Raw genomic sequence first — 13,141 nt, forward strand, 5'->3', positions numbered from 1 at the left:
CTCGCTCAGCGGCCCACCGCGTACCCCTGCATCCCCCGCGGATTCGCCGCACCGGACAGCACCCCGCTACGGGGATCGCGGGCGACCGCGCACAGCCGCCCCTCCGACCAGGCGGGCCCCACGGTCACGTCGTGCCCCCGGCGCCGCAGCTCGGCGACGACCTCCTCCGGCATCCGCGACTCCACCGTCACACTGCCGGCCCGCCAGCCGCGCGGGTAGAACGAGCTGGGGAAACCGTCGTTGTGCCAGTTCGGGGCGTCGATCGCGCCCTGGAGGTCGAGCCCGCCCCGCACCGGCGCGCGCAGGGCCGCCGCCAGGAAGAAGTGCGTCTGCCACTGGTCCTGCTGGTCACCGCCGGGCGTGCCGAAGGCCAGCACCGGCACGCCGTCCCGCAGGGCGAGCGACGGCGACAGGGTCGTACGGGGGCGGCGGCCGGGCGTCAGCGTGTTCGGCAGGCCCTCCTCCAGCCAGGTCATCTGGAGCCGGGTGCCGAGCGGGAAGCCCAGTTCGGGGACGACCGGGTTGGACTGGAGCCAGCCGCCGCTGGGCGTGGCGGCGATCATGTTGCCCCAGCGGTCGACCACGTCGAGATGGCAGGTGTCCCCGCGCGTGGTGCCGTCGGCGCTCACGCGCGGCTCGGCGGCCATGGCCACGGTCGGCTCCCCGACCCCGGCCCCCGAACCGGACCCGACCCCAGCCCCGCCGCCCGGCACGCGCGCGTGGGCGAGCTTCGGCAGCCGGGGCGTACGTCCGCCGGGGCTCCCCGGCCGCAGCTCCCAGGAGGCGTCGGCGCCGATCAGGTCCCGCCGGCCGGAGTTGTACTCCGCCGACAGCAGCTCCGCGAGCGGCACCTCGTCCGCGTCCCCGTACCACGCCTCGCGGTCGGCCATGGCGAGCTTGCAGCCCTCGATCAGCAGGTGGACGTAGTCCGCACTGCCGTACTGCGGGAGGTCGGCCGGGAGGAGGGCGAGCTGCTGGAGGAGGGCCGGGCCCTGGCTCCAGGGGCCCGCCTTGCAGAGGGTCCAGCCGTTCCAGTCGTACGTGGCCGGAGCCTCGTAGCCCGCCGTCCCGTCCGCGAGGTCGGTCTCGGTGAGGGTGCCGGTGTTGCGCGAGCCGCTGGAATCCAGCGTGGGGCGGCGGGACTGGCGGAGCAGCGCCTCCGCGATGAAGCCCGTACGCCACACCGCGCGGGCGGCGTCGATACGGGCCTCCCGGTCCCCCGCGCCAGCCGTCTCGGCCAGCAGGCGCTTCCAGGTGGCGGCGAGGGCGGGATTGCGCAGCAGCTCACCGGGGCGGGGTGCGCGGCCGCCGGGCAGGTACACCTCGGCCGAGCTGGTCCACTCGGTCTCGAACAGTTCCCGCACGCTCTCCACGGTCGCGGTGATGTTCTCGACCGGCGGGTGGCCGTGCTCGGCGTACCCGATGGCGTACTTCAGCACCTCGTCCAGAGGTTTGGTTCCGTGGTCGCGCAGAAGCAGCAGCCAGGCGTCGAAGGCTCCGGGGACGGCGGCCGCGAGGGGGCCGGTGCCGGGGACGAGGTCCAGGCCGAGGCCCCGGTAGTGCGCGACGGTGGCGCCCGCCGGGGCGACGCCCTGCCCGCACAGCACCCGGACCTCGCCGCCGGCCGGGGCGAGCAGGATGGGCACCTCGCCCGCCGGGCCGTTCAGGTGGGGTTCCACGACATGCAGTACGAACGCGCCCGCCACGGCCGCGTCGAAGGCGTTGCCGCCGTCCTCCAGCACCGCCATGGCCGACTGGGAGGCCAGCCAGTGGGTGCTGGACACCATGCCGAAGGTGCCCTGGAGGGTGGGACGGGTGGTGAACATACGGCCTCTTCTCTGCACGGCACGCACGGGCGCTTCCCCGCCCGGGACTCATGCAGGATGAAACGTGTTCGGCCGGCGCGGACGCAAGAGGGACCGGCACGAGGAGGCCCCGCGAGCGAAAACACCCGCAGGGCCATCGTGCGAGAGCGGAACTCAGGCCGTGTGCAGCGTCAGCCCGTACCGGCTCAGGATCTCGTTGATCGGCTGGAACCAGGTCTCGCCGCCGCTGGAGCAGTTGCCCCAGCCGCCGGAGGTGACGCCCTGGGCCTGGTCGCCGCTGATGAACGAGCCACCGGAGTCACCGGGTTCGGCGCACACGCTGGTCTTGGTGAGCTGGTGCACCGCGCCCTGGCTGTAGTTGACCGTCTCGTTCAGCGCGAGCACGCTGCCGCAGTGCCAGTGGCTGGTCGAGCCGGAGCGGCAGATGGAGGTGCCGGGAGGCGCCACGTTGGAGCCACGCACCAACTGGTCGGAGGTGGTGCCCCAGCCGAGCACCACCGGTACGGTCCACCAGCCGCTGCCCACGTTGACCCAGGCGTAGTCGTTGTCGGGGAACGACGAGCCCTGGAAGTTGCCGACGTAGGACCGGTCCCAGCCATAGACGGCGGCGGACGGCTGGCCGCAGTGCCCGGCGGTGACGAAGCCGCCGTACACGGAGAAGCCGATGGAACAGCGGACATTGCCCGTGTAGTACGGGTCGCCGCCGACCGTGCCGGCCGCCAGGGTGCTCGCGGACTCGGCGACCTTGTTGACGGTGACGGGACCCGCCTCGCGGGCGCTCGCCAGGAAGCGCTGGACATCGTTGTCGGCGGCCTTGGAGCGGACCACGTCGATCACGACGGACCCGGCGCTCGGGTCGACGTGCCAACTGGTCACGGACTTGGGCGCCTTGAGGCGGTCGACGCGCGCCTTGGCCGCGTTCAGCTCGCGGGCGCTGTGCTCCACCGTGCGTACGGTGGCCCCGGCGTCCCGGAGCTTCTGGCGGACGCTCGCGGAGGCGTCGTCGGTCACGGCCACGGTCAGCCGGTTGCTCTTGGCGTCGAACCAGGAACCGCCGTACGCCGCGCCGGCGGTGGCGCGGGCCTTGGGGTCGAGGTTGGTGGCGGCGCGTTCGGCCTTGAGGCGGGCCTCGGCCTGGGACTTGGTGAGCCCGAAGTCGTGCTGCATCGCGGTCAGCAGGCTCTTGGAGGCGGGGGCTTCGCCGGCGTTCTGCGCGGCGGCGGGGAGGGTGCCCGCCGCGGAAAGGCCGCCGAGCATGAGGAGTGCGGCCGCGGCGGCGCGCATGACTTTCTTGCGTCTCATGGGGAGTTGCCCTTCGTCGTTCCAACGAGGTGGGGGTGGAACAGCCGATTTCTGAGAGCGCTCTCATCAGTGCGGGGCAGAGCCTAGCGGCACCTTCACAACAGGTCCATGCCAATCACACGCCCGCTCTTCCGGCCGTGACGGCGGAGGGGATATGGGTGTTATGCGCCGCCTCGATACACGGGCCGCGTCACGGCTCAAGTACGCAGCGAGTTCGGGCTTCCGTGGTGCGGACCCCTCGTGTGAGACTGGCGTCCCCCGTCCCCGCAGCCCCCTTCCGTCACCCCCTCTCCCACGAGAAGTGCGCCGTGAGTTCTCTGCCTCTGCCGCTCGCCCTCACCGCTCGTCTGTCCCCGGTCGTCGTGCTGGCCGTCGCCGGCTGGGCCCTCAGCTCGGGTCCCGCCGCCACCGCCAACTCCGGCCCGGCGCCCACGAGTCAGGCGTCCGCCGGTGCCTCCGCCGCGCCGTCCGCGTCCTCCGCCGCGCCCGCCGTGAAGACGTACGCCGCCGCGCCCGCGCCCTGCACCGGGGTGCCCGTGGCCACGGTCAAGTCCCTGGTGCCCGGCGCGAAGACGGCCGGCAAGGAGATCCCGTCCACCGACTCCAAGCTGCGCCGCACCTGCTCCTGGAACGCGCTCAAGGGCTACGACTACCGCTGGCTGGACGTCTCCTACGAGGTGACCGCCTCCGACGACGCGGCGGAGAAGGAGTACCAGCAGCGGGTCGCCGAGAAGAGCGGCGGCGGAGCCGTGCCGGGGCTCGGGGACGGCGGCTACTCCGTCGTGAACCTCAACACGGAGGACAAGCAGCAGACCCGCGAGGGCGTGGTGCTGGCCCGCGCCGCGAACGCCTTGGTGGTCGTCACGTACAGCGGCAGCGACTTCGAGAGCAAGAAGGCGCCGGAGACCTCCGAGATCAACAAGGGTGCCATCAAGGCGGCCAAGGACGCGGTGGCTTCCCTGCGCGGCGGCGCCAAGTAACGGCAGAACCCCGGCAGTCGGTGGACGACCGCCGGGGCTCCTGTGCTCAACTGGCCGCTGATCGACGGCCGCTCGCCAAGGTCAGCACCACGTACAGCACCAGCGAGGTGCCGAGGCCGACCGCCCAGCCGTAGTCGGCCAGGGGGCGGAGGAACGGGATCGGGCGGCCGTCGATCAGCGGGTGGAAGTCGGCGCCGCCGATGGCGAGGACGCCGCCCACCACGAAGGCGGCCACCGCCCGCCAGTTCCAGCCGCCCACGTACCAGTACCGTCCGCCCGCGCGGTAGAGGTCGGCCAGGTCCAGGCGGGTGCGGCGCAGGAACCAGTAGTCGGCGACCAGGATGCCCGCGACCGTGCCGAGCAGACCTCCGACCAGACCGAGCCAGGTGAAGATGTAGCCCTGCGGGTCGGAGTAGAGCCGCCACGGGAAGATCAGCACCGCGAGGACGGCGGTGATCAGCGCGCCGGTGCGGAAACTGACCTTGCGCGGCGCGACGTTGGAGAAGTCGAAGGCCGGGGAGACCAGGTTGGCCGCGATGTTCACGGAGAGGGTCGCCACCAGCACGGTGACCAGGGCGTAGAGCAGGCCCACCACGTTGTCGGTCTTGGCGGCGAGCTGGACCGGGTCCCACACCGGCTCGCCGTACACCGCCTGCGAACCCGAGGTGACCAGCACCGAGAGGAACGCGAACAGGGTCATGGTGGTGGGCAGGCCGAACGCCTGGCCGAGGGTCTGGGCGCGCTGGCTGCGGCCGTAGCGGGTGAAGTCGGGGATGTTCAGGGAGAGGGTGGACCAGAAGCCGATCATGCCCATCAGGGAGGGCCAGAACAGCTTCCAGAAGGCGCCGCCCCAGCCCAGCTTGGACGGCTGGTCGAAGAGCGGGCCGACTCCCCCGGCCTGGTCGCTCATCCACCACAGCATCACGAACGCGCCGACGATCACGAAGGGCGCGGCCCAGTTCTCGAAGCGGCGGATGGTCTCCATGCCCCGCAGGATGATGGCCACTTGGAGCGCCCAGAAGAGGGCGAAGGAGAGCCACATGGTCCAGGCGTAGCCGCCGATGTGCGCGGCGCCGGACCAACTGTCGCCGATCAGCTTGCCGGCCAGGAAGAAGATGGCCTCGCCGCCGATCCAGGTCTGGATGCCGAACCAGCCGCACGCCACCAACGCCCGTACGACAGCGGGCAGGTTGGCGCCGCGCACCCCGAAGGACGCGCGGGCGAACACCGGGAAGGGGATGCCGTACTTGGGTCCGGCGTGCCCGGTGAGCAGCATCGGCACCAGCACGATCAGGTTGGCCAGCGCGATGGTGAACACGGCCTGTTTCCAGTCCATGCCGACCGCGATCAGACCCGAAGCCAGCGTCCAGGAGGCGGTGTTGTGGGCCATGCCGACCCACAGCGCGGAGAAGTTGTACGTCGTCCAGGTCCGTTTGGCGGCCGGTACGGGAAGCAGGTCCTCGTTGGCGTAGGGACCGCTGGGCGCGGGGGCGCCGGGGGCGATCTCCACCCGGCCGTCTGCGAGGGTGACTTGGGCGGAGGGCGGTATGGCCGTGGGTGCGGTTTCGGTCATGGTGCAGGCCAATCGGATGGGAGGGTCGGGACAGGCCGTGCGGGGGGGGTGCGCCGTAAGGGTTCCGTACGGGCGTCCTGGCCCCCTTCCGCGCGCGGGGCGGGAAGGGGGAGTGCGATTCGCCTGCCGTGCTCAGGCGTTGACGGCGGGGATCACCTTCGAGCCGTAGGCGTCGATGGTGGCCTCCTGCGCGTCGTGCATGTCGTACACCGCGAACTGGTCGACGCCCAGGGCCCGGAGCGCGTTCAGCTTCTCGATGTGGGCCTCGACCGGGCCGATCAGGCAGAAGCGGTCCACGATCTCGTCGGGTACGAACTGGGTGTCGGGGTTGCCGCTGCGTCCGTGGTGGGCGTAGTCGTAGCCCTCGCGGGCCTTGATGTAGTCGGTGAGTTCGTCCGGGATCTGCGCGGAGTGCTCGCCGTAGCGGGAGACGAGGTCGGCGACGTGGTTGCCGACCATGCCGCCGAACCAGCGGCACTGTTCGCGGGCGTGGGCGAGCGCCTCGGGCGAGTCGTCGTCGGTGACGTAGGCGGGGGCGGCCACGCAGATGGTGACCTCGTCGGGGTCGCGGCCGGCGGCGACGGCGGCGTCCTTGACGGCCTTGACCATGAACTCGGTGAGGTAGAGGTCGGCGAGCTGGAGGATGAAGCCGTCGGCCTCCTCGCCGGTCATCTTCAGCGCCTTGGGCCCGTACGCGGCCATCCAGACGGGGAGTTCGGCGCCCGGCTTCACCCAGGGCAGCCGGATCGGGGTGCCGCCGAGGTCGGTCTCCTCGCCCCGGCCGAGGGCGCGGATGACCTTCATGGCCTCGCTGATCCGGGCGAGCGTGTTGGGCTTGCGGCCCGCGACGCGCATCGCGGAGTCGCCGCGCCCGATGCCGCAGACCGTGCGGTTGCCGTACATGTCGTTGAGGGTGGCGAAGGTGGAGGCGGTGACCTCCCAGGTGCGGGTGCCGGGGTTGGTGACCATCGGGCCGACGGTGAGCCGGTCGGTCTGGGCCAGGATCTGGCTGTAGATGACGAACGGCTCCTGCCAGAGCACGGCCGAGTCGAAGGTCCAGCCGTAGGTGAAGCCGTTGCGCTCGGCCCGCTTCATCAGGTCGACGACGCGGGAGGCGGGCGGGTCGGTCTGGAGTACGAGACCGAAGTCCATGGGCACCACTCCTAGTTGAGGTACTGACAGGTGGAGCGCGGGGTGTAGACGCCGTGCCCGGCATGGCCGGTGTACTCCCGCTCGGTGATCACGGGGACGCCGCGCGAGAGGACCGTCTCGACCCGGCCGGTGATCCGCTTGCCCTCGTACGCCGAGTAGTCGACGTTCATGTGGTGCGTCTCGGCCGAGATGACCTGCTCGGCGTGCGGGTCGTAGATCACCACGTCGGCGTCGGCGCCGGGGGCGATGGTGCCCTTCTTCGGGTACATGCCGAACATGCGGGCCGGGGTGGCGCACGCGATCTCGATCCAGCGGCGGCGCGAGATGTGGCCCTCGACCACGGCCTGGTGGAGGAGGTCCATGCGGTTCTCCACGCCCGGCATCCCGTTGGGGATCTTGGAGAAGTCGCCCCGGCCCAGCTCCTTCTGGCCCGAGAAGCAGAACGGGCAGTGGTCGGTGGAGACCACCTGGAGGTCGTTGGTGCGCAGGCCGCGCCAGAGGGCGGCCTGGTGCTCGCGGGGCCGCAGCGGGGTGCTGCACACGTACTTGGCGCCCTCGAAGTCCGGCTCGGCGAGGTTGTCGGTGGACAGGAAGAGGTACTGCGGGCAGGTCTCGCCGAAGACGTTCAGCCCCTCGTCGCGGGCCCGGGTCAGCTCGGCCACCGCCTCCTGCGCCGAGACGTGCACCACGTACAGCGGCGCGCCGGCGACCTGGGCCAGCTTGATCGCGCGGTGGGTGGCCTCGGCCTCCAGCAGGGCCTTGCGGACCTCGCCGTGGTAGCGGGGGTCGGTCTCGCCGCGGGCGAGGGCCTGCTCGACCAGGACGTCGATGGCGATGCCGTTCTCGGCGTGCATCATGATCAGCCCGCCGTTCTCGGCGGCGCGCTGCATGGCGCGGAGGATCTGGCCGTCGTCGGAGTAGAAGACGCCCGGGTAGGCCATGAACTGCTTGAACGAGGTCACACCCTCCTCGACCAGCAGGTCCATCTCCTTGAGCGTCTCCTGGTTCACATCGGAGACGATCATGTGGAAGCCGTAGTCGATGGCGCAGTTGCCCTCGGCCTTCTGGTGCCAGGCGTCCAGGCCCTCGCGCAGGGTGCCGCCGACGTTCTGGATGGCGAAGTCCACGATGGTGGTGGTGCCGCCCCAGGCGGCGGCGCGGGTGCCGGTCTCGAAGGTGTCGGCCGCGTAGGTGCCGCCGAACGGCATCTCCATGTGGGTGTGGCCGTCTACGCCGCCCGGGATGACGTACTTCCCGGTCGCGTCGATGGTCCGGTCCGCGGTGAACGCCTCGGCGGCGGGGGTGCCGGAGGCGGCGAGGGCGGCGATTCGGCCGTCCTCGATCAGTACGTCGGCGTGGATCTCGTCGGAGGCGGTGATGAGGAGGCCGTTCCGGATTAGCGTGCGGCGGGACATGGGGTCCTCTCCTTCGTGGTCTGCTGCGGGTTCGCTGTGGCTGGTCGCGCAGTTCCCCGCGCCCCTGAATACCGCTCGCCGGCGTTTCTACGGCGCCGTCAGCGGCGTGTACGCACCCGGCTCGCGGTCCCTGTAGAACTGCCAGCGGTCGCGGACCTCGCGGAGCTTGGCCATGTCGAGGTCGCGGACGACGAGTTCGGTCTCCTTGTCGCTGGCGACCTCGCCGACGAACTGGGCCTCGGGGTCCACGAAGTATGTGGTGCCGTAGAAGTCGTTGTCGCCCAGGTCCTCCACGCCGACCCGGTTGATGGCGCCGACGAAGTACTCGTTGGCGACGGCCGCCGCCGGCTGCTCCAACTGCCAGAGGTAGCGGGAGAGTCCGCGCGAGGTGGCCGAGGGGTTGAAGACGATCTCGGCACCGGCCAGGCCCAACGCCCGCCAGCCTTCCGGGAAGTGGCGGTCGTAGCAGATGTAGACGCCGATCCGGCCGACGGCGGTGTCGAAGACGGGCCAGCCGCTGTTGCCGGGACGGAAGTAGAACTTCTCCCAGAATCCCTGGACTTGGGGGATGTGGGTCTTGCGGTACTTGCCGAGGTAGGAGCCGTCCGCGTCGATCACGGCGGCGGTGTTGTAGAGGACGCCGGGCTGCTCCTCCTCGTACATGGGCAGTACCAGGACGATGCCCAGTTCCTTCGCCAGCGCCTGGAAGCGGCGGACGGTGGGACCCTCGGGGATCTGCTCGGCGTACTCGTAGAACGCCTTGTCCTGCACCTGGCAGAAGTAGGGGCCGTAGAACAGCTCCTGGAAGCAGAGGACTTGGGCGCCCTGGGCGGCGGCGTCGCGGGCCGCCTGCTCGTGCACCTGGATCATGGATTCCTTGTCGCCCGTCCAGGCCGTCTGGAAGAGGGCGGCGCGGATCACTCGGCTCATCGGGACCTCCGGGTCGCTCGGTGTGCCAGAACACTAGGAAGGTTGAGCGGGCGGTTTGAGTGGCACGGTGTCACGTCTGCGGGGTGCGGGCGTGCCACCGTGTCACGTTGTACCGAGAGCATGTTTCACCGCCGTTTTCGCAGGTCGTGGCATGTTTCAGCCCTGTTGCGCGTCATGCGCGAGGAGTGCGATGTGCACGGAGGCAGCCTGTTCGAAGTCGTCCAGGTCGATCCCGAGCCGCGCCTGTATGGCCTCAAGCCGGCGGTACAGCGCGGGCCGGGAGACGTGGTGGAGCTGGGCGGTGCGGGACTTGTTGCGGCCGGTCGCCAGGTAGGTGCGCAGCACGTCCAGCAGCTCCCCCTCGCCACCGCACAGCAGGCCGTCCAGCTCGCGTTCGGCGAAGGACTGCACCTGGGGGTCGTCGCGCAGCAGCCGGATCAGCCCGCGCAGATGAACGTCCCGCAGCCGTACCACGGCCGGCCGGTCCAGGGCGGCCCCGGCGACCGCGTCGGCGACGTGCCGGGCCTCGCGCAGCCCGGCGGGCACGTCGTCCCAGCAGGTGCGCGGGTCGGCGGCGGCGACCACCGCGTCCGGCAGCTCCGGGGTGCGCAGCCGGGCGGCGAGACGGCCGGTGAGCGCCTCGGCGTCCTGGTCGCGGGCGAGGCTGAGCAGTACGGCGGTCGCCCCGTCGGCCAGCTCCGCGACCAGCCCGGTCAGGCCCAGCGTGCGCAGCACCCGGTCGAGCCGCTCGGGCTCGGCGCCGGGCACGACCAGCGGCACGAACGTACGCCGGTTGACGGGGAGTCCGGCCGCGCGCGCCCTGGGCAGCAGATGCCGGGCCGGTACGGTCCCGGAGGCGAGGTCGGTCAGCAGGCCGTGCGCGGACTGCTCCTCCCAGGTGCGGCCCGAGGCGCCGCCGAGCATCCGGTGCAGCACCAGCGCCTCGGCGGCCCGGTCCGCGAGCAGGCGCCCGGTGGCCGAGTCGCCCCGGTAGCCGCACAGCAGCAGCCGGCCCCAGCGCTCCCCGCGCCCGCCCAGCTCGGCACGTACCCAGCCGTCGCCCTCGCTGCCTCCGGCCTGGCGGGCGATCCGCTCCCAGTCACGCAGCACGTCGTCCACGGCGGACCGCTCCCCCGCCGTGGCGAGGACCCGGTGCGCGAGGTTGGTGAGGACGACCGGGCACCCGGAGTGCTGCGCGACCTCGTCCAGCAGGCGTTGCAGCGGGGCGCCGGAGGTGATCAGCGCGGTGAGGCTCGTCCGGACGGCCTCGGAGAGGCTGACGGCGGCGAACTTCGCCCGTACGAGCCGGGATTGGACCTCTTCGGTGAGTTCGGCGAACGGGAACGGCCGGTGCAGCACGACCAGCGGCAGCCCGCACCGCTCGGCGGCCCGGCGCATCACCTCGGGCGGCGTGGGAAAGGCGCGGCCGAGCCCGAGGACGACGGCGGCGGCCTCCGCCCGGTGCAGCGACTGGATGTACGCGGCCTGCTTGGCCTCGTCCCCGGCGAGCAGCACCCCGGTGGTGAGTACCATCTCGCCGCCGGTGAGCATCACGCCCACGTCGGCGGCCTCGGCCACGTGCACCCAGCGCACCGCCCGGTCGAGCCCGTCGGCCCCGGCCACCACCTCGGGCTCCCCGGCCAGCACCCGCTCCAGCGTGAGCACCTGCCGGACGGACAGGGCCGGTTCCTCCGGCCCCCACGACGTGTGCCGGAACTCCGAGGTCATGGTCATCGGCGGTACCTCCTAGTACGTGCTCCTCAGCGCGTCCCCGAGGATCGCCGCGCCTTCCTCGGCCTCCGCGACGGTGAGCGTCAGCGGTGGGGCGATGCGCAGGGCGCTGGTGTTGTGGCCGCCGCCCTTGCCGATGAGCAGGCCGTTGCGGCGGGCCGCTTCCAGGACGGCGGCGGCCGCTGCCGGGTCGGCCTCGTCGGTGCCCGGCTTGACCAGCTCGATGCCGATCATCAGCCCCCGGCCGCGCACCTCGCGGACGCCGGGCAGCCCGGCGGTGACCCCGCGCAGCAGCTCGATGAGCAGGCCGCCGACCCGGCGGGCGTTGCCCTGGAGGTCGTGTTCGAGGTGGTAGCCGAGGTTGGCGAGCCCGGCGGCCATGGTGATCTGGGTGCCGCCGAAGGTGGAGATGCTGTTGGCGTCGATGCAGTTCATGATCTCGGCGCGGGCGATCACCCCGCCGATGGACATGCCGTTGCCGATGCCCTTGGCGAACGTGACGATGTCCGGCGGGCCGTTGCGGTCGTGGGCCTGCCAGCCCCAGAAGTGCTCGCCGGTGCGGCCCCAGCCGGTCTGGACCTCGTCGGAGATCCACAAAATGCCGTGCTCGTCGAGGACTTCCTTGAACGCCGCGTACAGCCCGTCGGGCGGGGAGGTGAAGCCGCCGACGCCCTGGATGGGCTCGGCGATCAGCGCGACCGGGGGCCGGGTCTGGCCGAGGAGGTCGCGCAGGTCGGCCACGCAGGCGTCGATGAAGGCACGGTCGTCCAGCCCGGCGTACGGGCCACGGGTGCGGACGCCGCCGTGCACGTACAGGGTCTGGAGCGGGGAGAGGGAGGTCGGGGACCAGGTGCGGTTGCCGGTGATGCCGACCGCGCCGAAGGACCGGCCGTGGTAGCTGTTGCGCATCGCCACGACGGTGTTGCCCTGGCGGTAGGTGGTGGCGAGCAGCATCGCCGTGTCGTTGGCCTCGGTGCCGGAGGTGGTGAAGAAGACCCGCGCGTCCGGGATGCCGCTCACCATGGCGACGCGCTCGGCCAGTTCGACCATCGGGCGGTTGAGGTAGAGGGTCGAGGAGTGGATGATCCGCCCGGCCTGCTCGGTCACCGCCTTGGTGACTTCGGGCAGCGCGTGCGCGGTCATGGTCGTGAGGATGCCGCCGAAGAAGTCCAGGTACCGGTTGCCCTGGGCGTCCCAGACGTGCCGGCCCTCACCGTGGGTGATCTCCAGCGGGTCGTCGTAGTAGAGCGCGAGCCAGTCGGGCATGACGCCCCGGTGGCGGGCGTACAGGTCGTTCACGGGTTCACCAGCCCCTCGTAGGCGTCGGGACGGCGGTCGCGGTAGAACGCCCACTGCTGCCGGACCTCGTCGATGAGGTCGAAGTCCAGGTCGCGCACGAGGAGTTCCTCGGTCTTGTCGTCCCCGACCTCACCGACGAACTGGCCGCGCGGGTCCACGAAGTACGACGTGCCGTAGAAGTCGTTGTCGCCGTACTCCTCCTGGCCGACCCGGTTGATGGCGGCGACGAAGTACTCGTTGGCGACGGCCGCGGCGGGCTGCTCCAACTGCCAGAGGTGGGCGGAGAGTCCGCGGTGGGTGGCGGACGGGTTGTAGACCAACTGGGCGCCATTGAGGCCCAGTTGTCGCCAGCCCTCGGGGAAGTGGCGGTCGTAGCAGATGTAGACGCCGACCTTGCCGACCGCCGTGTCGAAGACGGGCCAGCCGAGGTTGCCGGGTTTGAAGTAGTACTTCTCCCAGAAGCCCTTGACCTGCGGGATGTGGTGCTTGCGGTACTTGCCGAGGTAGCTGCCGTCCGCGTCGATCACGGCTGCGGTGTTGTAGTAGAACCCGGAGCCGTCGACCTCGAAGACCGGGACGACGATCACCATGCCGGTCTCGCGGGCCAGCTCCCGCATCCGGGTCACGGTCGGGCCGTCCGGTACGGGTTCCGCCCAGCGGTAGTGCTCGGGCTCCTGCACCTGGCAGAAGTAGGGGGCGTTGAAGACTTCCTGGAACCCGATGATCTTCGCGCCCTGGCGCGCGGCCTCGCGGGCGTACTCCTCGTGCTTCTCGATCATGGACTCGGTGTCGCCGGTCCAGGTGGCCTGAACCAGTGCGGCACGTACGACGTTGGCCATGAGCTGCTCCTTCGACGCGGCGTCCGAGCCTCTACGCCCGTAGAAACAGGCCGTAGAGGGACGAAAGTAAGCCTCTTGGACGCCCTTGCCAAGA

General features: G+C 71.2%; 10 protein-coding genes. 1 reads left to right on the plus strand and 9 read right to left on the minus strand.

Features of this window, described 5'->3' with window-relative positions; genetic code table 11:
• Positions 1-5 precede the first annotated feature (5 nt).
• Positions 6-1,826, minus strand: coding sequence for a gamma-glutamyltransferase family protein (locus tag E5083_RS14925; RefSeq protein ID WP_135786171.1), 1,821 nt, complete (start codon positions 1,824-1,826; stop codon positions 6-8).
• Positions 1,827-1,979: 153 nt separating this feature from the next.
• The gene (locus tag E5083_RS14930) at positions 1,980-3,128 is read right to left on the minus strand and encodes a S1 family peptidase (protein WP_135786172.1); all 1,149 of its coding nucleotides are present in this window, start codon (positions 3,126-3,128) and stop codon (positions 1,980-1,982) included.
• Between the two features lie 308 nt (positions 3,129-3,436).
• On the opposite strand from E5083_RS14930, the gene E5083_RS14935 reads away from it, so the two are divergent.
• Positions 3,437-4,108 carry a hypothetical protein gene (locus E5083_RS14935; protein WP_135786173.1) on the plus strand — a complete coding sequence of 224 codons (672 nt, stop codon included), beginning with the start codon at positions 3,437-3,439 and terminating at the stop codon, positions 4,106-4,108.
• A gap of 46 nt (positions 4,109-4,154) precedes the next feature.
• Here E5083_RS14935 and E5083_RS14940 read toward each other — a convergent pair whose 3' ends face one another.
• The 7 genes from E5083_RS14940 to E5083_RS14970 form a co-directional block, all read right to left on the minus strand.
• A complete protein-coding gene (locus E5083_RS14940) occupies positions 4,155-5,681 on the minus strand; it encodes an NCS1 family nucleobase:cation symporter-1 (protein ID WP_135786174.1) in 1,527 nt (508 codons plus the stop codon).
• 132 nt (positions 5,682-5,813) lie between these two features.
• Positions 5,814-6,833 carry a TIGR03842 family LLM class F420-dependent oxidoreductase gene (locus E5083_RS14945; RefSeq protein WP_135786175.1) on the minus strand — a complete coding sequence of 340 codons (1,020 nt, stop codon included), beginning with the start codon at positions 6,831-6,833 and terminating at the stop codon, positions 5,814-5,816.
• A gap of 11 nt (positions 6,834-6,844) precedes the next feature.
• On the minus strand, positions 6,845-8,248 hold the full coding sequence (hydA, locus tag E5083_RS14950; RefSeq protein ID WP_135786176.1) for a dihydropyrimidinase: 1,404 nt from the start codon (positions 8,246-8,248) through the stop codon (positions 6,845-6,847).
• An 87-nt stretch (positions 8,249-8,335) separates the two neighbouring features.
• Positions 8,336-9,178, minus strand: coding sequence for a nitrilase-related carbon-nitrogen hydrolase (locus E5083_RS14955; protein WP_135786177.1), 843 nt, complete (start codon positions 9,176-9,178; stop codon positions 8,336-8,338).
• Between the two features lie 156 nt (positions 9,179-9,334).
• Positions 9,335-10,912: a PucR family transcriptional regulator gene (locus E5083_RS14960; protein ID WP_135786178.1), complete on the minus strand. Its 1,578-nt coding sequence runs from the start codon at positions 10,910-10,912 to the stop codon at positions 9,335-9,337.
• Between the two features lie 12 nt (positions 10,913-10,924).
• A complete protein-coding gene (locus tag E5083_RS14965; protein ID WP_135786179.1) occupies positions 10,925-12,208 on the minus strand; it encodes an aspartate aminotransferase family protein in 1,284 nt (427 codons plus the stop codon).
• Complete coding sequence (locus tag E5083_RS14970; protein WP_135786180.1) at positions 12,205-13,047, minus strand: nitrilase-related carbon-nitrogen hydrolase; 843 nt, start codon at positions 13,045-13,047, stop codon at positions 12,205-12,207. Before E5083_RS14970 ends, E5083_RS14965 begins: the two co-directional genes overlap by 4 nt.
• Between the last annotated feature and the right edge of the window lie 94 nt (positions 13,048-13,141).

It is taken from the genome of Streptomyces bauhiniae, from assembly GCF_004784475.1.
Lineage (GTDB): Bacteria > Actinomycetota > Actinomycetes > Streptomycetales > Streptomycetaceae > Streptomyces > Streptomyces seoulensis.

Coding starts and splice junctions, on each gene's coding strand:
- E5083_RS14925 (WP_135786171.1), bottom strand. CDS start 1,826: ATGTTCACCACCCGTCCCACCCTCCAGGGCACCTTCGGCATGGTGTCC.
- E5083_RS14930 (WP_135786172.1), bottom strand. CDS start 3,128: ATGAGACGCAAGAAAGTCATGCGCGCCGCCGCGGCCGCACTCCTCATG.
- E5083_RS14940 (WP_135786174.1), bottom strand. CDS start 5,681: ATGACCGAAACCGCACCCACGGCCATACCGCCCTCCGCCCAAGTCACC.
- E5083_RS14945 (WP_135786175.1), bottom strand. CDS start 6,833: ATGGACTTCGGTCTCGTACTCCAGACCGACCCGCCCGCCTCCCGCGTC.
- hydA (WP_135786176.1), bottom strand. CDS start 8,248: ATGTCCCGCCGCACGCTAATCCGGAACGGCCTCCTCATCACCGCCTCC.
- E5083_RS14955 (WP_135786177.1), bottom strand. CDS start 9,178: ATGAGCCGAGTGATCCGCGCCGCCCTCTTCCAGACGGCCTGGACGGGC.
- E5083_RS14960 (WP_135786178.1), bottom strand. CDS start 10,912: ATGACCATGACCTCGGAGTTCCGGCACACGTCGTGGGGGCCGGAGGAA.
- E5083_RS14970 (WP_135786180.1), bottom strand. CDS start 13,047: ATGGCCAACGTCGTACGTGCCGCACTGGTTCAGGCCACCTGGACCGGC.